The sequence below is a fragment of the Sphingomonas turrisvirgatae genome (assembly GCF_001721295.1).
In the GTDB taxonomy this organism is placed as follows: domain Bacteria; phylum Pseudomonadota; class Alphaproteobacteria; order Sphingomonadales; family Sphingomonadaceae; genus Sphingomonas; species Sphingomonas turrisvirgatae.
The window spans coordinates 1-16,895 of the sequence record NZ_MDDS01000021.1 but is presented as its reverse complement, the minus strand read 5'-3'; the positions used below and the strand labels follow the sequence as shown (position 1 = coordinate 16,895).

Annotated in this window: 20 protein-coding genes; 2 read left to right on the top strand and 18 right to left on the bottom strand. The window is 67.0% G+C overall.

The features are described 5' to 3' along the window. Position 1: 1 nt before the first annotated feature. The 6 genes from BFL28_RS09050 to BFL28_RS09025 all read right to left on the bottom strand — a co-directional run bounded on the left by BFL28_RS09050 (position 2) and on the right by BFL28_RS09025 (position 5,702). Positions 2 to 1,699: an ATP-binding protein gene (locus BFL28_RS09050; RefSeq protein WP_069320253.1), complete on the bottom strand. Its 1,698-nt coding sequence runs from the start codon at positions 1,697 to 1,699 to the stop codon at positions 2 to 4. 93 nt (positions 1,700 to 1,792) lie between these two features. Further along, positions 1,793 to 1,978, bottom strand: a complete 186-nt coding sequence (locus BFL28_RS09045; RefSeq protein ID WP_024310655.1) for a hypothetical protein — start codon at positions 1,976 to 1,978, stop codon at positions 1,793 to 1,795. Continuing rightward, positions 1,975 to 3,249 carry a hypothetical protein gene (locus BFL28_RS09040; protein WP_069320252.1) on the bottom strand — a complete coding sequence of 425 codons (1,275 nt, stop codon included), beginning with the start codon at positions 3,247 to 3,249 and terminating at the stop codon, positions 1,975 to 1,977. Before BFL28_RS09040 ends, BFL28_RS09045 begins: the two co-directional genes overlap by 4 nt. Next, the gene (locus tag BFL28_RS09035) at positions 3,246 to 4,451 is read right to left on the bottom strand and encodes a helicase HerA domain-containing protein (protein ID WP_069320280.1); all 1,206 of its coding nucleotides are present in this window, start codon (positions 4,449 to 4,451) and stop codon (positions 3,246 to 3,248) included. Before BFL28_RS09035 ends, BFL28_RS09040 begins: the two co-directional genes overlap by 4 nt. 16 nt (positions 4,452 to 4,467) lie before the next feature. Further along, on the bottom strand, positions 4,468 to 5,022 hold the full coding sequence (locus BFL28_RS09030) for a hypothetical protein (protein WP_069320251.1): 555 nt from the start codon (positions 5,020 to 5,022) through the stop codon (positions 4,468 to 4,470). An 11-nt stretch (positions 5,023 to 5,033) separates the two neighbouring features. Continuing rightward, on the bottom strand, positions 5,034 to 5,702 hold the full coding sequence (locus BFL28_RS09025; RefSeq protein WP_069320250.1) for a DUF7007 domain-containing protein: 669 nt from the start codon (positions 5,700 to 5,702) through the stop codon (positions 5,034 to 5,036). Between the two features lie 172 nt (positions 5,703 to 5,874). Between BFL28_RS09025 and BFL28_RS09020 the strand changes: the two genes are divergently transcribed. Then, a complete protein-coding gene (locus BFL28_RS09020; RefSeq protein ID WP_010408931.1) occupies positions 5,875 to 6,057 on the top strand; it encodes a CsbD family protein in 183 nt (60 codons plus the stop codon). Here the strand turns inward: BFL28_RS09020 and BFL28_RS09015 are convergent. Next, positions 6,009 to 6,386, bottom strand: a complete 378-nt coding sequence (locus tag BFL28_RS09015; protein WP_131818622.1) for a hypothetical protein — start codon at positions 6,384 to 6,386, stop codon at positions 6,009 to 6,011. The genes BFL28_RS09020 and BFL28_RS09015 overlap by 49 nt on opposite strands. 121 nt (positions 6,387 to 6,507) lie before the next feature. Next, on the bottom strand, positions 6,508 to 7,815 hold the full coding sequence (locus tag BFL28_RS09010; RefSeq protein ID WP_010408929.1) for a hypothetical protein: 1,308 nt from the start codon (positions 7,813 to 7,815) through the stop codon (positions 6,508 to 6,510). Positions 7,816 to 7,890: 75 nt separating this feature from the next. Between BFL28_RS09010 and BFL28_RS09005 the strand changes: the two genes are divergently transcribed. Further along, positions 7,891 to 8,415, top strand: a complete 525-nt coding sequence (locus tag BFL28_RS09005) for a hypothetical protein (protein ID WP_016510268.1) — start codon at positions 7,891 to 7,893, stop codon at positions 8,413 to 8,415. Positions 8,416 to 8,478: 63 nt separating this feature from the next. Here BFL28_RS09005 and BFL28_RS09000 read toward each other — a convergent pair whose 3' ends face one another. The 10 genes from BFL28_RS09000 to BFL28_RS08955 all read right to left on the bottom strand — a co-directional run bounded on the left by BFL28_RS09000 (position 8,479) and on the right by BFL28_RS08955 (position 16,726). After that, positions 8,479 to 8,997, bottom strand: a complete 519-nt coding sequence (locus BFL28_RS09000) for a thermonuclease family protein (protein WP_010408925.1) — start codon at positions 8,995 to 8,997, stop codon at positions 8,479 to 8,481. Beyond that, the gene (locus BFL28_RS08995) at positions 8,994 to 9,239 is read right to left on the bottom strand and encodes a hypothetical protein (protein WP_079247040.1); all 246 of its coding nucleotides are present in this window, start codon (positions 9,237 to 9,239) and stop codon (positions 8,994 to 8,996) included. The genes BFL28_RS09000 and BFL28_RS08995 overlap by 4 nt, the downstream gene beginning before the upstream one ends. Continuing rightward, a complete protein-coding gene (locus tag BFL28_RS08990) occupies positions 9,236 to 9,859 on the bottom strand; it encodes a DUF6927 domain-containing protein (protein ID WP_010408917.1) in 624 nt (207 codons plus the stop codon). Before BFL28_RS08990 ends, BFL28_RS08995 begins: the two co-directional genes overlap by 4 nt. A 37-nt stretch (positions 9,860 to 9,896) precedes the next feature. Beyond that, positions 9,897 to 10,541, bottom strand: a complete 645-nt coding sequence (locus BFL28_RS08985; protein WP_010408914.1) for a hypothetical protein — start codon at positions 10,539 to 10,541, stop codon at positions 9,897 to 9,899. Positions 10,542 to 10,592: 51 nt separating this feature from the next. After that, entirely contained in the window at positions 10,593 to 10,784 is a 192-nt protein-coding gene (locus BFL28_RS20910; protein WP_024310640.1) for a hypothetical protein, read from the bottom strand. An 84-nt stretch (positions 10,785 to 10,868) separates the two neighbouring features. Continuing rightward, entirely contained in the window at positions 10,869 to 11,183 is a 315-nt protein-coding gene (locus BFL28_RS08975; protein ID WP_010408907.1) for a DUF7673 family protein, read from the bottom strand. Positions 11,184 to 11,223: 40 nt separating this feature from the next. Further along, positions 11,224 to 11,715, bottom strand: coding sequence for a hypothetical protein (locus BFL28_RS08970; RefSeq protein WP_069320249.1), 492 nt, complete (start codon positions 11,713 to 11,715; stop codon positions 11,224 to 11,226). A gap of 15 nt (positions 11,716 to 11,730) precedes the next feature. Continuing rightward, positions 11,731 to 12,669 carry an ArdC family protein gene (locus BFL28_RS08965; protein WP_069320248.1) on the bottom strand — a complete coding sequence of 313 codons (939 nt, stop codon included), beginning with the start codon at positions 12,667 to 12,669 and terminating at the stop codon, positions 11,731 to 11,733. 125 nt (positions 12,670 to 12,794) lie between these two features. Continuing rightward, the gene (locus BFL28_RS08960; protein ID WP_069320247.1) at positions 12,795 to 14,837 is read right to left on the bottom strand and encodes a ParB/RepB/Spo0J family partition protein; all 2,043 of its coding nucleotides are present in this window, start codon (positions 14,835 to 14,837) and stop codon (positions 12,795 to 12,797) included. Between the two features lie 164 nt (positions 14,838 to 15,001). Continuing rightward, positions 15,002 to 16,726: a strawberry notch C-terminal domain-containing protein gene (locus BFL28_RS08955; protein ID WP_069320279.1), complete on the bottom strand. Its 1,725-nt coding sequence runs from the start codon at positions 16,724 to 16,726 to the stop codon at positions 15,002 to 15,004. Between the last annotated feature and the right edge of the window lie 169 nt (positions 16,727 to 16,895).

The following is a 16,895-nucleotide window of genomic DNA, read 5'->3' as shown; positions in this document are numbered from 1 at the left end:
GTCACGCGCCCTCCGCTGCGGCCTCGGGCGCGGCCGGCACCGCGCGAGGCGTAATCGTCACGTCGAGCCGGTCGCGATTGATGACGACGGTGACTGTCCGGTCCTCGGGAACGAGGAAATAATGTCCCGCCAGTTTGTCGCGAATGCGGTTCTCGAGCGCGGCATCGTCGCCTTCGAGCAGGCCGATGATCCGTTCGGCCGCATCGGCCTGGAAGCGTTCGAGCTGCGTGTCGTAGCTGTCGGCATCGCTGTCGTCGCTGGCGTAAAAGATCGCGCTCTCGAGGATGTCGGCGACGCCGAGCGCGGTGACCTCGCTGCCCCGGCGGACGAACACCGATGTCTCGTCGACCGAGTTGCACGACCACTGGTCGGGCGCGAAGGCGATATCGGCGCCGGTCGACACCTCGATGAACGCGCCAGCGTGGCTCATCGTCGCTTCGAGCGAGATCGCCTCGACCCAACCGCTGTCCGCCTCGGCGGGTGCCTCGCGGCTGTCGGAAACGATGAACGTGCGATCGCCCTGGGTGACGCGGAATCGCAGATCCTCGACACGGGCGAGGATATCGTACCAGCCATAGCCCTTGAACGCGTCCTGCGCCTCGACCAGCGGACCACCGAACGGATTATGCTTCGCGATCGCCGCCTGCGCGGGTTGCCCGATGAGCGCGTCGAAATCGGGCATCAGCACCATGCCGGTGTCGGTCACGCGCGCGCCGCTCTCGTAATTGCGCGAGCTGTCGGCCGCATAGGCGGTCCAGGCCAGCAGATAGGGCTCGGCCTCCGGCAGCGCGATCCCGAGCGCGCGCGCCTCGCGCCAGTCATGCGCCGACAGCCGGTGCGTTCCCGCGGCATCGATCGCGCGGTAGATCGCGAGGCGGACCGCGTCGCGCAGGGCGGCGATGCCGGTGTTCTCGACCACTTCCTTGCGCGCCGGGAGGACGAGCTGAATCTGGGGGGCGTCGAAGATATCGACCCGCGCGATCCAGTGTCCGCCCCGATCGACCTCCTGGACGTACGGAAGGTCGCACGGGATGGTCAGCCCATGGAAGTTCAGGCGTCCGTCGCGCGAGGAATAATGCGAGGGGTGTTTCTGAAACACGCCGATCCGCACGCCATACCATTCCTCGACATGGACCGCGTCCTTCAGCCAGTCTTCCTGCGGAAGGACCTCGCCGTTCCAGGTCACCGGCACCGGATAATGTTTGGCGGCGCGGGCGACGTCGCGGTCGAGCGTCGTCAGCCATTCGTCGGGCACGCGCACGGTGATCGCGGTGCCGCGCATGATCGGATCGGACTCGATCGCGATCGGGCGGCACGTTTCCCAGGCCGAGGCGGGGATGTGCGCCATCCAGCCCTGGCGGTCGGGTTTCGAGAAGGAGCGGATGATGACGTCGCGCCCCGCGAGGCTGAACACGCCCATGCCGGCGGGGTCCTCGGCGCGGCGTGTCTCGTCGGACCAGCCCGAGCGGCCGAGCGTGACGACGCTCACCGGGTCGGCGATTCCGTGACCGTCATCGGTGATGTGGAGGAAGTGCTCGGCGCCCGCGCTGTTGAGCGCGAGCGCGACGCCGGTCGCACCGGCGCGGCGCGCGTTCTGGAGGAGTTCGCTGATGACGTCGAACGCGGTGTTGTTGAACAGCCGCGTGACCTTGGCGATCGTCTCGGGGGCGACCGCGGTCGCGATGGTGGCAGGGATCATGGGAGTGCGCTCCTGGAAAAGGGCTCAGGCGTCCGTCACGCCTTCCCTCCCCGCTCCCTCTCTCCTTCACCGGCCCATCGGGCCGAGCCCTGGTCAGCCTGCCTTGCCGTCGCGGAAGGCACCGACCACGGTGCCCGCGTCCCAGTGACCGCTGAGGATGCCGCGCCGCGGGACCGAGTTGATCGCATAGCGCCGCGCGGCGAGCAGGCGCGCGCGCCGGGTGTCGCGGTCGATCGGCGCGCCGGTTGCGATATCGCGGGCGAGGCGAAGCGGCGTCATGGCTTTTCCTCATCGATTGTGCCGGGGATGGCAACATGGTCGGTGACGCCCGTTCCCGAAGGATCGAGCGCGATAATTTCGGCGAGCGTCCAGGGGGCTGCGCGGCGCGGGCGACGCGAGAAGCGAAGCTCGTGCTTTTCGGCATATTTGTGGACCGCTGGATATTTGCGGCCGATCGCTGCCGCAACATCAGGCAGCGCGACGCCGAAGTCGTGCGCGATGCGCAGCGCCCGGATCTCCTCTTCGGTCCATTTCCGGTGATAGCCGTGGACAAGGCCGAGGATGTTCGCGCGCGTGAACAGCGAAGCCTTGGTGCGACCCATCTTCGTCGCCAGGGCGTCCATCGGCATCGTGCCGTAAAGGTCGCGCAGCCTTTCCAGATCATTGTCGCTCCACACCGGCCCGCCCCGGAACCCGTCGCGGTTGGCATGTGTGCCGCGCAACCCGAGATAGTCGGCGCGCCAGCGGATAGAGCATTTCGTGCGGCCGAGCCTGGTCGTGAGCGGGGTCAGGCTTGCCCCGTCGGCATAGGCGCGGATGAGCAGTGTGTCTTCGTCAGGGGTCCAGTTGCGGCCCCATCCCCGGCCATAGCCGAGCTTGCGCAGGTGCGGCCCGAAGCCAGCCTTGGTCCTGCGCGGAAAGCCCTCTGTGGCGAGAATGTCGATGATCGCGATATAACGAAGCCCCTCCCCGGCCAGCGTCAGCGCCCGCGTCGCCTCGGCCTCGGTCCAGTCAGCGGGCTTGTTGGGATGGCGCAAACCGAGCGCGTTGGCACGGGTCGCGGTGCCGGACAGCGGGCGTCCGATCAGCGTGGCGATCTGTGCGATCGGGATCGCCTGCGCGTAGCCGGCGCGCAGCTGGGCATCCTCCCAGTCGCTCCATTTTGGAGGATTTCCTTCGGTCAGCCCGAGCACGCCCGCGCGGGCATAGACGCTGGTGCAGGCGCGGCCGAGATCTCCAGCGAGATCGGCCGTGGGGCGAAGGCCATATTCGCGGGTGAGCCATGCGTCTTCGTCGGTCGACCACGGACGCGACGAATTGCGGCGCAGGCCCAGTTTGGCGATCTTGTCGCGCACGCCGGCGCGGCCGCGACCGAGCGCGGCGACGATGTCGTCGATCGCGGCGTCATCGCGGAACATGCGTTCGACTGTGGCGATCTCGTCGGGAGTCCAGGCATCGTGCCGGAACGGCATTTCGCGCAAGCGCCCGCACGGCTCGGGCAGCGTCGGACAGGCGACCAGCTCTACGATATCGGGCGCAAGGTCGGTCACAGCGACACCACGGCGACGTCGCTCAGCCGCGCGCGCAGCCGCGCATGGAGCCGTGCGATCCGGTCGTCGCCCTTGGGCATGGTGTCGACCGCGGCGATCGCCGACAGGAGGTTGAGCGCACGGTCGGTGCGCTCGGCGTCGAGCGACAGGTGCCGTGCGAGGTCGCGCGCGGTACTGGCGTTGGGGGAGATGCGCTTCAGCGCATCCATGATCGCGGCCGCGTCGGTCGCGGCGGGATCGAGCAGGAAGGCATCGAGCGCGCGCGTGCCCTTGAGCGCGATGGCGGGGCCGTGGTCTGCTACCTCGGCCAGGCCTGCCAGATCGAGCAGCTTCGCCGCCTCGTCGGCATCGACAGAGGCTGCAGCGCGCAGTTCCGGCGTCTTGCCGAGATGCTCGGTGATGGTGGGATCGATATGGGCGAGCACCGGCGTTGCCGAGAGCGCGGGTCCCATCGCGAAGAAGTCGCCCGGGGCGAGGTTGCGCAGCATGTCGGCATCGCGCGCGGGGAAGCCGAGCAGGTCGGCCGCGCGCGCGATGTCGCGGTCGAAGACGTTGAGGCCGACCAGCACGTTCTGCAGTTCGGACACCACCGATGTCGACAGCTTGGCGAGGCGCTGGGTGGCGATGACGGGGGCGAGACCGCGCTTGCGGCCCCGCGCGCACAGGTCGGTCAGGGTGGCGACGCCGAGGCGGCGGGCATCGGCATCGAGCGCGGAACCGGCGACATGCGGTGCGAGCAGATGCCCCTCGTCGATGCACACCAGCATGGTATGCGCCCAGTCCTCGCGCGGTGCGCCGACCAGGCCGGCGAAGAACGCGGCTGCCTTGATGATCCGCTGGTCGGGATCGAGGTCGGTGAGGTCGATGTGCATCGACAGCCGATGTCGCCGGCTGCGCGTCGCCGCGGCCGTCAGCCCGTCGGCGGTGAGTTCGACCGCGCGGATCGTGGTCGCGCCGATATGGCGGGCGAGGTTCTCGAATTCCCCCTCGGGGTCGACGATCGCAAGCGTCGTATAGTCGAACGCCTCCTCGATGATCCGGCGCAAGGTCCTGCTCTTGCCCGCCCCGGAGCTGCCCTGGATGAGCAGGCGTCCGGCAAGCAGGCGATCGAGGTCGAGGCTGAGCGTGCCGGTCGAATGATGGCCGAGCGGTACGCGATTGTCCGCGGCCTCGGGCGCGCGAATCGGGGTGACACAGGTCATGGCGTGGTCCTCCGGGTCAGGCGGCGTCGGCATCAGGGGGCGCCGGATCGTTGGCTGGGATGGCGGGAGCGTCGGGATCGGGAGCGGGCGCACCGTCGAGCGTCCGCCATTCGAGCATGTCGTCGCTCTCGCGCTCGCAGTCCTGGCAGGTGGTGGAATCGTAGGTGCTGAGCAGCACCCAGGCCTGTTCGGGCTCATCCCAGGCCGCGACGGCGTCCTTGGTGACGTTGTCGCTGCCGCAGTCGTCGCACACCGGCTTGACCCGGGAGGCGGCAGGCGAGCACAAGCGATCCCCGGTGCAGATCGACCAGTCACCGTAGAATTTGCCGTCGTAGGGCAAGCAGTCGCCGGCGAGCTGAATGGCGTGTTCGCCGTAGCCGTCGTGGGAATGAATTTCCGTATCCGGGAAGAACTTTTCCAGGACCGCCTCCGCGCCGCGGATCTTCACCTCGCTGCCGTAGGTGGTATGGACATAGTCGAGCGGGCCGATCGCGGGGCCTTCGCAGCCCCAGCTTTCGACGTCCTCGTCGGGCGTGGCGCGGCCGTGGAACAGATAGAGATAGACACTCATGGCGTGTCCTTTCAGCTGGTTGGGAGGAGATGCGCGAGCGCGCTCGCGTCGACCTGCTTGGAGATCGGAGCGGTGCTCTCGACGCGGACCGCGTCGAGGCTCTCGAACGTCTCCGGCATCTGGCGGCGTTCGTAGCGATCCTTGTCGACGAGACCGTGGATCGGCTCGCCTTCGTGGCGCGCGAAGCCGAGCGCATCGACGCTGACGACACGGCGGAAGACGCAGCCGACCTTGCCCTCGGGCACCCAGTCCGCCCAGGAACCTGAGGCCGAGACGCTTTCATACTGGCCGATGACCGCCTGATAGGCGGCGCGGCGGCGGACGACATGGCTGTCGTGGATCGACACCTCCTCGCCGGTCAGCGCGGTCCAGCGATCGGGATGCCAGCAGCGGACCGAGCGGCGCGCATTCTCGACCTGCAGGGCGATGCCGGGAATGGGCAGGCGGCGAAACTCGCTGCCAAAGCCGTACAGCACCAGCGCATAATCGACGTCTTCCTCATAGAAGGGATCGTCGCGGCGCAGCGCGTCGGGCATCGCGGCCTGGCGTTCGTCCGACAGGACATAGCCGCCATGACTGGGCGTCCACACGCGCCAGATACCGGGGAGCACCTGGTCGGCGCGATCGGGCGCGTCCCAGGGGGTCGTGTCGGGCTGGGGGCTGGGCTGGAACGGGGTCATCTGTCGTCTCCCTCAATGGAATCGACAGATCCCCTCCCTCTCTCCTTCATCCGGTCGCCCGGATTGCCGGCGGCGGGCAGGACCGATCATGGTGCAGCCGTGGGGGGCAGCGCGGGACGCGGCCACGCGCAAATTGTTATCTATCCCGACAATTCACGACAGGAGATCAATCATGGGCGAAGCGACTGACAAGCTGAAGGCGGCGGGTAACAAGCTGGCCGGCAACGTCAAGGAAGGCATCGGCAAGGCGACCGACAATGCGAGCCTCGAAGCCGAGGGCAAGGCCCAGAAGCTGAAGGGGTCCGCTCAGGACGTGAAGGGTTCGGTCAAGGGCACGCTCGGCGACGACATCTGACGCTCGACCTTCGATGACACGATCGGGCCGCTTCGGGAAACCGGGGCGGCCTTTTCCTTGCGCGGCGGGAATGCGGGATTTCGAGCGCCACCTTTGAAGATCGGCTTGAGACTGCGCGGGCGATCGGCGAGCCGCGCCGCGACCACGGTCATCCAGATCGCATCGCACCCCGTCGACGGCCTCGCGCCCCGTGCCTGATTGCAGCGCAGATGCTTCAGCAGGCCGTTCGACAGTAATCGTCGTCCACCCGCGCTGCGCAGCGTGACATGGTCGAATGTCGGGTAATCGGGATGATAGCGGACGAGGTGCCGGGGACTCGGCAGGGGCATTCCGCATCCGGCGCATAGCGACGACTGCGCCCAGCGCAGGATCCGCCGCTGGTTTCTGGCCTGGGTGGTCGATGCCATGACGCGAGGATGATGGCCCTCGATTAAATTCCTGTGAACGACGTCATCCGATGTGCAGCTGGTCGAGCACGGCGGCCTCGAGCCTGTCGCCTTCGAGATCCTCGGCATGGATCGTCACGACGGGGGCGATCTCGCGCAGCTTTTCGACCTGACGCAGTTTCAACCCGAGCGTGTCGGCGTCATCGCCGGTGACGACTTCGAGTGCCGCCTCGATCACCTCGCCGGTGGTGAAGTCGCGCAGGTCGAGAAGAAGGTCTGGACGCATCTCCCCGATCAACGTCGCGATATCGAACAGGAGCCGTTTGAAGCCGACGCCGATGCCGCGCCGGCGAAGCCGGTACTGGAGATCGAGCAGGCCGACGATCGTCTTGCGCTCGGCGAGATTGTGGATCGCGACAAAGTTGGCGGGGCGCGCGATCGGCTGCGCATAGGCGCGCAGGCAGGCATAGCCCTCACGCGGGTTGTGCTCGCCGACGACGGCCAGGACCAGATAGGGTGGCCCGATGTGGCGCTGGTGGACGCCGATGTGGCGGATGCGGTTCTTGACGATCAACTCGCGCCCTTCGGCAAGCGTGATGGTCGAGCCGGAGACGTCGATCGCATAGAGCAGGAGGAAGGCCTGCGGGGCGTGCTCGGTCGGCCATTTCTTCGCCGCTTCGCGCAGTTTCGCGAATACGATGCCGCGTTCGTAGGGGTCGATGTGGGTGTAGAGATGGCGCGCGAGCGGGATACCCGGTGCGATCTGGACCCGTTCGGCCGCGGCGCGCATCGCCGCGAATTCGCTCGCCATCGACGTGGTGCGCGGCTCGCCGACCTCAAGCGGCTCGACGACGTTGACCTGCGCCATTTCCATCAGCTGCCACAGCAGCCGCGCGAGGCGCGGGATCGCGACGCCGCGGGTGCGATCGTCGGGTTCGCTGTCGTCGGGCAGCTGCGCCAGTTTCTCGGGGGCGAGCCGGTGCGCCGAGAACAGCCCGTCCGGCTCGTTGATCGTGCGCGGGGTGGCGGTCGCTTTCTCGCGGATGCGGGGCGGTGCCTGCTCGCGGAAGAAGGGGCAGTCGACGTCATGCTCGGGGCGACGCTGGCGGATACTGGTAAGGCGTCGCAGGTAATAGGTTTCGGCTTCGGAGAGATAGGCCGGCGAGAGTAGCGGCGGGTCCGTCCCCTCCCCCAGGCAGTCGCAGGCGATCCACTGGTGATGGTCGCGTGCCTTGACCACCATGATGACCGACGCGCGGTGATCGCTGTCCTCGCCTTCGCCGGTATACCAGCGCACCAGCGCCTCGCGCACCACGTCGGGGACGGGCGAGCGGGAGGTTAGACCCCGGGTATCGCGCGGGACGAGCCACATGGTGGTGATGCTACTCCATAATGCTTGCCTTGTCGCCTTTGTTCACGTTACGTTCAATGAACAAAGGAGCTGGCCATGAAGCGTTCGGAATTTATCGGAGAGTTCGACCTCGACGCGGTGCTCACCGAATTGTCGGTCGATCTGGATATTCGCGTCACCCGGCGCATGCTCGCCGGAGCGTGCATCGGCAGCAATCCGGAGGATGCGTATCTCTCGGCGCGCGAGTTGCGGGAATCGCTCGAATGGATTCATGAGGGCGAGAACGAGGGCAAGGTCAAGCTGACCACGATCCTCAGCACCGCGTGCGACGATTTCCAGCGGTGCCTCTATTATTGCGTCGCCGGCAAGGGCGTCGTGACCATGCTCGACGATCTCGTCTGGCTGGAGAAGCTGCTGGAGGCGCGCGGTCGCATCGCCGGGCACATCTACCGCAACAAGCTGCCGGTGAAGCCGCTGGTCAACCCGTATGTCGCGGCCGAGCCGGACGGTCCGCTGGGCCGGTTCGACCCGGCGTTCGCGATCGGCGCGTCCTGGTCGCATGACCCGGGACCCGATTACGATTCCGACGATCGTGGCCCCGGTCCGAAGCTCAAGGGCTGACGACAAAAGAAAAGGCGGTTCGGCAAGGGAGCATGCCGGACCGCCTCTTCCAAGGGGGGGATATCAATAACGCGCCTCGCACGCGAGGCGTTCCCCGCGCCGCCAGCGCGCCGGATCGATGAATTCCCCCGCATAGGCACCGCGACCCGCTGACCGGGCCTGTTCTGCCGCGGCGACATAGCGCGCGGCGCGTTGCGGATCGCCGCGCAGATATTGCGTCGCCGGCACCGCCAGACCCTGCAAAATGAGTTGCTCGCCCAGGTCGTAGCCGTCGACCGTCACGATGGCGATCGGGCGGCCATAGCTGCTCGCGCCGGTCATGCGGATCGTGGCGACACCGCTCTTGAGGATACGCGAGGCGGAATCCTGAGCAAACTTGCCGCATGGATAGCAGGCACCGTCCTTCGAGCACATCTGCTTGCGCTCGAAGGCGTCGGCCCCCGACAGGCGGAAATCGACCGAAACCGTGTCGCCGTCGATCGCCCGCCCCTCGCCGGTGATCGTCGCACCGTCGTGGCCCTGGGGTGCCCCTGCCCCGCAGGCGGCGAGCGCGGCGATGCCGAGGAGCAGCGCGCCCCTCATGCGTAGCGCAATTCGACTTCGACGTTCGGCCCGTCGACGATGACCGGGAGGACGCGGAAGGGTTGCAGCGGATCGCCGGTGCGCACGATCGAGACCTGGCGTGCGCCGGCATCGAACATCCGCATGGCGACGCGCTGGGCATGGGCGCGGCTGCAGAGCTGCGACCGCTTCGGGCTGGGTGTGACGGGCGGATACGGGGCGGACATGGCGATGATCCTGACGTGGGGGATGTCGGCGATCAACCGAACACCGTCTTGTGGACGCGAGTTTCGGGCTTGGGCGGCACGAGTGTCCACGCCCATTTGCGAAGGTTACCGATCCGATATTTCGGGTAGCTGTTGCCGGGGATCGCGAGCGAGATCTTGCGGCCGCGCTTGTGGACGATGAACTCGTCTCCCTCATAGCCGTCAACGAAGGTGACCTTGCTCGGCAAGCGGATGTGCATGCCGTGTTCGAGCGGGCGTACCGGGGTCGCGAGCCGCTCGAGGCAGCGTCGGCGCCAGTCGAGCGCACCGGGATCGTCGGTATCGCCGAGCAGCGAGAGGATGCGCTCGGGGCATTCGGCCTCGCATGGCCCGGCGTGTTCGGTCATATCCTTGTAGGCGAACACGAATCCGTCCTTGGCACGCGGATTCCAGCTGACCAGGCAGACGGCCGCGAAGGCGGGTTCGTCGGTGCCGTCGGTCGACGGCACCACGGCCGCGTACCAGACCTTGTTGCGCAGGCAGGAAGAGGCGATGACGCGCAGCGCCTTGCCCTTCCCGTCGGCATCGCGGTTGTCGTAGGTGAATTGCGCGTCGAGATAGGCTTTGGGGCCTGTGTGCGGGAACATCGACGACAGCGGCATGCTTAGCCAGCCCATGATGGCGGTCCTTTCGCGTGTGTGGACGGGTGATCGATCAGCCGAACAGGCTGACCGGCTCGGCGACCGGCGGGGTGAGCCGCAATTCCTTGCGCAGCCGCACGGCGAACCGCTCGGGCGCGAGCAGGTCGCGGATCGAGGCGTAGCAGTCGCGCTCCCCGAGGTGATCGTGACGACCGCTGACGCGGCGGTAGATGACCTCGCGGTCGGCCATGGTGCCGTGGAGCGATAGCTGCATCCACAGCTCCTCGCCGTGGAGGGTGATCTCGCCGGACCGGGAGGCGTGGCTGCGGTTCGAGCGAAGGTCGTAGTGCGCGGGGTCGAGCCCCAGCGTTTCGGCGAGCCGGCGCAGCGCCTTGCGTCCGTCGCTGTGGAAGCGATCCTTGGCGGCCGCATCGTGCGCGACGCCGCGCACCGCGAGCGTCAGCAGCGCCGGGTGCTGTCGCAGCTCGGCGATACGGTCCATGCAGCGCCGCTTGAGGAGCGCGTCTTCGGACTGCCGCGCGGTGACGCTTGCGAGATGGCGGGCGAGCAGGATGACCGCGGGATCGGTCTCGAAGGCGATGCCGGCGTTGCGGCAGTCGTCGATCGCGCGGGTGATGGCGTGAAGGCTTGCTCCAATCGTGACCAGCGCGCTCGGGTCGAGCGCCTGCTGGTGGCGGAAGGCGACATCGTAGGGCATGAGCGATCTCCCGAGCGCCTCACGCGCTCAGAAATTCGCTCCCCCTCCCCTTCACGATAACCAGTTACGTAATTGCTCCGGTATTTCAGGATCGATGTCCTCGCCCGGTTGCATAGGCCGCAGACCCTGCTCCGCATCGACCGCGGCCTGCAGATGACAGGCGGCAACGGTCGCTCCGTCGTCGGTCGCGTCATAAAGCGCGAGCGCCTGCCGCATTAGCGCGAGCCGTATATTATCGCTCATGCCAGTCTCCCACTACGGTCTGCCGCCATGATTGCGTTCGGGGCAAACGAAAGCAGGCCCATAATGGTTGTAACGGCCGTGCGCTCATCGCAGCCTCCATCGGCCGACAAGGTCGACCATTGCGTCACGATAGCCCCACGCATCGGGATAGATCGCAGGCTCCTGCGCGAGCCAGGCCATGACAATTAGCATGTCCTCGGAAATGATCGCGTCGCAGTTGCTGAGGTGGAGGATGGGGAAGTGGCCGTTGTCGTCACCATTCCACCACGCCAGCAGGAAGTCCGCGACGCGCGCGGCCTGCCCGGTATCGGACGAGGCGACATCCACGAGGCGGCCGATCGCGGCGCCGACCTCGTCGAAGGCGAGTGCGCGGATGAGGGGGCGGCGTTGCGGTTGCATGGTGCGTATCCTGTCCTATCGGGTGGAAGCTGTCATGCGATCAGGATGAGGCGTGCTTCCCGGCCTGGGCGATCATCACGGCGACCGCCTCGTCGAGCGCGGCGTCATCGCCGTTGACCATGCGCGCCGACGGGGTGAGGCGTTGCACGCCGGCGAACACGATGGCGGGTGTCCTGCCCTTGAGCCGATAGCAGAACACCTGGTCGCCCTCGATCGTCACCAGCTTCGTCCGGCATTGCCGGCGCAGCCGCTTCGCCTCCTCGATCCGGGTGATGAGCGCCGCCACCTCGAATTCGAGGCAGTGCGGCATGACGCTGTCGCCGAGCCGCGAGACGGGCCGGTTGGCGGCGAGCCAGGCATCGACCGCCTGTTCGGTGACGCTGCCGACGGCATGGTAATCGTCCGCGGCGCCATGACCGCGGTTCGAGGCGAGGAAGGCGCGCTGCCCATCGATCCAGATCTCGGCCGAGTAGCAGGTCGTTTCCTCGGACAAAGCGTCGACCACCTTCAGCTTGCGCAATTCGATGTGCATGGTGCGATCTCCAGGTCATGCTGCGAGGGCTTCGGGTTGGTCGATCCCGGGCGCGCCACCCGCGGCGGCGTTATGGAGCCAGGTCACCGCCTGCTCGGCTTTCGCCGCGGCCTTGATGATCGCGCTTGAATCGCCCTTCAGGATCTTCAGCCAATGATCGACGTAGCTGGCGTGGTTGTCGTGCAGCTCGCCGGGCAGATTGAGGTCGGCGCAGACCAGGCACTGGCCGATGCAGGCGACCAGCTCCTCGAACGCATAGGCGTTGTCGCCGAACTTCTTGCCGAACTCGCGGTTCAAACGCTGCGGCGCACCCGAATAATGGACATATTCGTGGGCGAGCGTGCTGGCGTAATGATCGTCCGAGCGGAATGCCCCGCGCTGCGGCAGCTGGATATAGTCGCCGATCGGCGAATAGAACGCCTGGTCGCCGCCATGTCGAACGGTCGCAGGCAGGCTCCCAAAAAAGGCATCGATCGCGGCGCGGTGCCGGCTCTCGATGCGAGGCTCGGGCGGTGCTGGCACCGGATAATAATAAGCCGGGAGGCCGTCGATCTGGTCTACGTTGAACACCGTGTACGAGCGCAGGAACCGGATATTCTTGGTTGCGGCCTCGCCTGTGACGCGGTCCGCCTCTGTTTTCGAGAAGGTCGAATAATAGACGCTGTGCGCGCCATGCTCGCCGCGACGGACCTGCCCGCCCAGCTCGGTCGCCTGTCGGTAGGTCATCCAGTTGCGGCCAGAGAACCCCTGGGCGTCGCCGATTGCCCAGAGATAGAGCGCGTTGATGCCGGTGTAGGGCGTGCCGCAATGCCGCAGCGGTCGGCCCCCTGCCCCGGTCAGCCCCCAGGGGCGCGACCAGGGGAGGACGCCGGCTTCCAGCTTGGCAATGATGAGGTTGGTGATCTCGGCCGCGACATCGCGGCGCGGCGCAGTCGATTTGCGGGGAAAGGTCATGGGAAAACTCCCTCGATGCGCGGGCCACGCGTGACGGGCCGCGGGTAAAAAGAAGGCGGCCGCCCCGGTGAGGGACAGCCGCCAAGGTGTGCCCGGGAGACGAACGGGCCGGGGGTATCGGGGGGCTATTCGGCCGCGATCAGCGCCTCGTCGCTGTCGATTCCGGCATCGTCGGCACCGAGATCATTGGTGTCGCCGTCGTCGTCGAAGCCCTCATCGTCGGGCTCGTCGCCGAACGCCTCGTCAGCATCGGCGGCCGACACGAGGTCGAACCGCATCGCGTCGGGCACCCAGGCGAGCGCCGCTTCCTTGGTCTCCGCCTCGGTGATCGCCTCGCCGGCGAACAGCTTCTCGCAGCTGGTCGAGATCTCGCCCTTCTTGGATGCCATGTAGCGGGCCGCGAGCGGCGCGCCCCCGACGCTGGTAAGCAGCGCGAGCAGCGTACCCTTCGACACGCGGTCGAAGAAGTTCGCCGAGGTCGGGCGCCACCATTTGGCGGGTTCGATCTCGAGGATCGAGGCGAGCCGCGCATGGAGCGGGTTGGTCGTGACCGAGCTGTAATCGGGCTTGGCCTCGAGCGAGGTCGCCACCACGACTGCGAGCCAGGCCGCCTTGGCGTCGTCGCTGAGCGCGCGGAACGCCTCGAACCGCTCGACCGGGTTCGCCCCCTCGGTCCACGACGTGTCGAGACCCTCGCGGGCTTCGGCAATCGCCACCTGCGCCTGCGTGGCGGGCTGATCCTTGGGAATCTGCGGGTCCTGCGGACGCCCTGCGCGCACCGTGGTCCCGTAGCGGCCGTAGCCGTGGCTGGGATCGGCGAGGCAGAACAGCATATAGTCGAGCGCGAGCCCCGGATCGCCGAGGATCGAGGCGGCGAGGATGTCGCGGCGCTGGACCGCAAGTTCGTCATGGAGCCGCGCGCTGAGCGGCTTGCCGCCAGGAGCGACGGCCTCAGGCGGGAGGTCGGCAGTACGACGTGACGACGGCGACGACGGCAGCGGCCGATCGTCACCGGGCAGGCGGATCGGCGTTTCGCTGTAGTAGGTGGTGTCGAGCGTCATCTTGCCGTCGCGGCCGAGCGTCAGGAACACTCCGACCTGGCCCTTGACCTCGTCGGTCAGCTCGGGCGCCTTGTCATGAATCGCCTGATATTCCTCGCGCAGCCGATCCGATTCCGCATCGAGCGCGGCATAGGTATCGTCGTCGATACCCTCATCCTCCATGTCGCTCTCGATGACCTGCATGCGTTCCTCGATCTCGTCGCAGCGGGTCTGTTCCTCGTCCGTCAGCGGCGCTGCCGGCAGCGTCACGCGGTGGAGGTCGGACGTGATGCCGTAGAGGCTGGTCGTGGCGACGGGGCGTACCCACCCGACGCCCAGCTCCTCGCCGAGACGCTTTGCCTCGGCTTCCATGAGGGTCGCGGCGAGCGTTTGGGCCAGTTCGGGGTCGGTCCAGCGGTCGCCGTCCTCGCTGAACAGTTCGCGCTCGATGCGGCCGCCCGCGGCGACATAGGCATCGGCACCGACCAGGATCGCGATCGGGTCGGTCGCCTTCATCGTGTCGTTGGCGATCGCGCGGCGGATCTGGTCGGCGTTGACGTAGGATGAGTGGCCGTATTGCTCGAACACGCGCTTCTGCTTGGCTTTGTCGGCCGTCGAGCCATAAGCCTTGGCCATCTCGTAAGAGATCTTGCCTGCGGCCAGCGCCTCGAAGATCGGTTCGGCAAGATCGGCGAGGCGCAACCGTCCCTCGATGAAGCGGCGGGTCTGGCCGAACCGCTTGGCGACCGCATCGACGTCACCGTCGGTTTTGAGGAAGTGCTGGAACGCGACGCATTCCTCGGCGACGGTCATCTGCTCGCGCTGGAAATTCTCGGTCAGCGACACCTCGCGCAGGTCCGCCTCGTCGCCGGTGATGATCTTGACCGGCACGTCGTAGTCGGCGGCAGCGATCTCGCCGGCTTCGGCGAGCATCATCGCACCGAGATAGCGGCGATCACCGGCGATGATCTCGAACATGCCCTTGGGGCGGGCGGCGGTCACCAGCAGGTTCTGCATGATGCCGCGGGCGCGAATGCTTGCGGCCATCGCCTCGATGTTCTTCGGCGGGGTGGTACGCACGTTCTTCTCGGAACGCTTCAGCTTCGCGAGTTTGACGGTCTGGGTCATCTATCGTCTCCATGAGCGGGAAAGTGTCCGGCGCACGGGCGTTTCCCCCGACCCGGACACCCTCCCCGCTCCTTCTCCCCTCTCGTTTCCCGCCACAGCGGGAGGGCGACCAGGTCGCGCCAACAAGCGGCTAGCTGGCAGCTAGCTGTCGGTTGTCGTGCCGGTCAGGCCATCAGCCGCGCGAGGACCGCATCGGCCGTCTCGACGGGGATGAAGACGCGCGTCTTGTAGGCGATGATCTCGGTGAAGCAGCCGATCGACTTGAGCCAGGCGAGCTGGTTGGCCGGTGCGCCGCTGATCTCGATGCGCGGCCTCGCGTTGACGCGCACGCGCTTCACCTCGCAGACGAACGGTCGCTGGATCGTGATCGTCCCGCCTTCCATCGCGGCGCGCGCGACCTCGGCCGGGCTCAGCACGTCGTTGCTGTCGAGGCCCATCTTCGAGAACAGCGCGGGTACGTCGCCCGGAAACACCATGCGCCCGAGCCAGGAGCGACCCTCGGCATCGACCACGCGGTTGACCACGAGATGATCGCTCGGGAGCGCCGACCAGATCGGCAGCAGGAGCCCGGTCGCGAGCCGGATCGTCTCGACGTCGAGCTTGCCGCGGATCTCCTCGACCTCGGCCGACCAGTCCGTCTCGAACCGTGCGCGGCTGCATTCCTCCCATGCCGTCTCGTAGAGATCGTCGAGTGCGAGATATTCGTGCCGGGTTGGACGCATCAGTTCGATGCGCGATACCGCCACTCCGTCCTCGGTCAGCCAGGAGCGCGCGTTGGTTCGCAGCGCGACCTTGCCCGACTTGCCGTTGCGTACGAACACGGCGGTCTGGTCGGTATCGGCGATGCGCAGCACGCGCTCGAGCGACATGGGGTTGCGGCGACGCGTCACCTCGATCGTCAGCAGGTGCGAGGTCGCCTTGCTGACCGGGTCGGTGCGCAGGATCGTATCGTCGAGCACGGTCGCGGTCTCGACCGTCATCGTCTCGACGCCGACATCGAGCGTCCCCGCCTCGCGCGCGGCCGCGACCCGTGCCTCGACCAGAGCCAGGAATTCGTCGAAGATGCAGTTCTGGAGTCCGATCGGCAGCGCGAGCAGCCGGTTGAGCCAGCGCTGGATCGGCGGCAAATCCTCCTTCAGGACGCCGTCGGTGTCGAGCAGTTCGAGCCCGGTGCGATGCTGGAAGTCGGTGAGGTTGGTGCTGGTCAGTTTGCCGGCGACGAGCAGGTGATACCAGCTGATGAGCGCCGCCTTGGCATAATCGCTTTCGAGATTATCGGCCGGGTCGAAGAGATTCTGACCCCCGGTCTGGCGCTGGCCTCGTGTCAGCGCGCCGAGGCTGTCGAGACGCCGCGCGATGGTCGAGGTGAACCTGAGTTCGCCCTTGCAGTCGGTCGTCACGGGCCTGAACAGCGGCGAGCAGGCCTGATGCGTGCGGTGGGTGCGTCCCAGACCCTGGATCGCGCGATCGGCCCTCCAGCCCGGCTCCAGGAGCAGATGCGCGCGTTGCTGCTGGTTCTTCGCATCGAGGCTGGCATGATAAGACCGCCCGGTCCCGCCGGCGTCGGAGAAGACCAGGATGCGCTTGGTGCCTTCCATGAAGGCGGCGGAATCGGCCTGCGTGGCGCGGGCCGAGCGCGATTCGAGCTTCTGCCCTCCCCCGCTCACCGTGATGAGGCGCTTGGTGCGCCCCGTCACCTCGGCGACCATCTCGGTGCCGAACCGGGTGATGATGGCATCGAGCACGGCCGCGATCGGCGGCAGCGCGCAAAGCTGCTCGACCAGATTGTCGCGCTCGGCTTCGGCTTCGGGGTTGGTGACCGGGTGGCCGCTCTCGTCGAACAGCGGTCGCGAGCGCACCTCGCCGGTGTCATCGCGGAAGAAGGTCATCTGCTGGACCGGGAATGCCCGCGTCAGATAGTCGATCACGGCTTCTTTGCAGTCGAGATTTATGTCGAGCGGTTCGCGTGCAGGCGCAGATTTGCGAGATGAGGACATCGATTCTACTCCAGATAATTAAGGTGGATGGAGATGTGCGGAGGCACGAGATCTCTGGGAC

Excerpts from the sequence above, each read along its gene's own strand:
- BFL28_RS08955 (WP_069320279.1), bottom strand. The coding sequence starts at position 16,726 with ATGACCTTCTTCCGCGATGACACCGGCGAGGTGCGCTCGCGACCGCTG.
- BFL28_RS09020 (WP_010408931.1), top strand. The coding sequence starts at position 5,875 with ATGGGCGAAGCGACTGACAAGCTGAAGGCGGCGGGTAACAAGCTGGCC.
- BFL28_RS08960 (WP_069320247.1), bottom strand. The coding sequence starts at position 14,837 with ATGACCCAGACCGTCAAACTCGCGAAGCTGAAGCGTTCCGAGAAGAAC.
- BFL28_RS09010 (WP_010408929.1), bottom strand. The coding sequence starts at position 7,815 with ATGTGGCTCGTCCCGCGCGATACCCGGGGTCTAACCTCCCGCTCGCCC.
- BFL28_RS08990 (WP_010408917.1), bottom strand. The coding sequence starts at position 9,859 with ATGGGCTGGCTAAGCATGCCGCTGTCGTCGATGTTCCCGCACACAGGC.
- BFL28_RS20910 (WP_024310640.1), bottom strand. The coding sequence starts at position 10,784 with ATGAGCGATAATATACGGCTCGCGCTAATGCGGCAGGCGCTCGCGCTT.
- BFL28_RS09015 (WP_131818622.1), bottom strand. The coding sequence starts at position 6,386 with ATGCCCCTGCCGAGTCCCCGGCACCTCGTCCGCTATCATCCCGATTAC.
- BFL28_RS08985 (WP_010408914.1), bottom strand. The coding sequence starts at position 10,541 with ATGCCCTACGATGTCGCCTTCCGCCACCAGCAGGCGCTCGACCCGAGC.
- BFL28_RS09025 (WP_069320250.1), bottom strand. The coding sequence starts at position 5,702 with ATGACCCCGTTCCAGCCCAGCCCCCAGCCCGACACGACCCCCTGGGAC.
- BFL28_RS08970 (WP_069320249.1), bottom strand. The coding sequence starts at position 11,715 with ATGCACATCGAATTGCGCAAGCTGAAGGTGGTCGACGCTTTGTCCGAG.
- BFL28_RS09005 (WP_016510268.1), top strand. The coding sequence starts at position 7,891 with ATGAAGCGTTCGGAATTTATCGGAGAGTTCGACCTCGACGCGGTGCTC.
- BFL28_RS09035 (WP_069320280.1), bottom strand. The coding sequence starts at position 4,451 with ATGACCTGTGTCACCCCGATTCGCGCGCCCGAGGCCGCGGACAATCGC.
- BFL28_RS08965 (WP_069320248.1), bottom strand. The coding sequence starts at position 12,669 with ATGACCTTTCCCCGCAAATCGACTGCGCCGCGCCGCGATGTCGCGGCC.
- BFL28_RS09045 (WP_024310655.1), bottom strand. The coding sequence starts at position 1,978 with ATGACGCCGCTTCGCCTCGCCCGCGATATCGCAACCGGCGCGCCGATC.
- BFL28_RS08975 (WP_010408907.1), bottom strand. The coding sequence starts at position 11,183 with ATGCAACCGCAACGCCGCCCCCTCATCCGCGCACTCGCCTTCGACGAG.
- BFL28_RS09030 (WP_069320251.1), bottom strand. The coding sequence starts at position 5,022 with ATGAGTGTCTATCTCTATCTGTTCCACGGCCGCGCCACGCCCGACGAG.
- BFL28_RS09050 (WP_069320253.1), bottom strand. The coding sequence starts at position 1,699 with ATGATCCCTGCCACCATCGCGACCGCGGTCGCCCCCGAGACGATCGCC.
- BFL28_RS09000 (WP_010408925.1), bottom strand. The coding sequence starts at position 8,997 with ATGAGGGGCGCGCTGCTCCTCGGCATCGCCGCGCTCGCCGCCTGCGGG.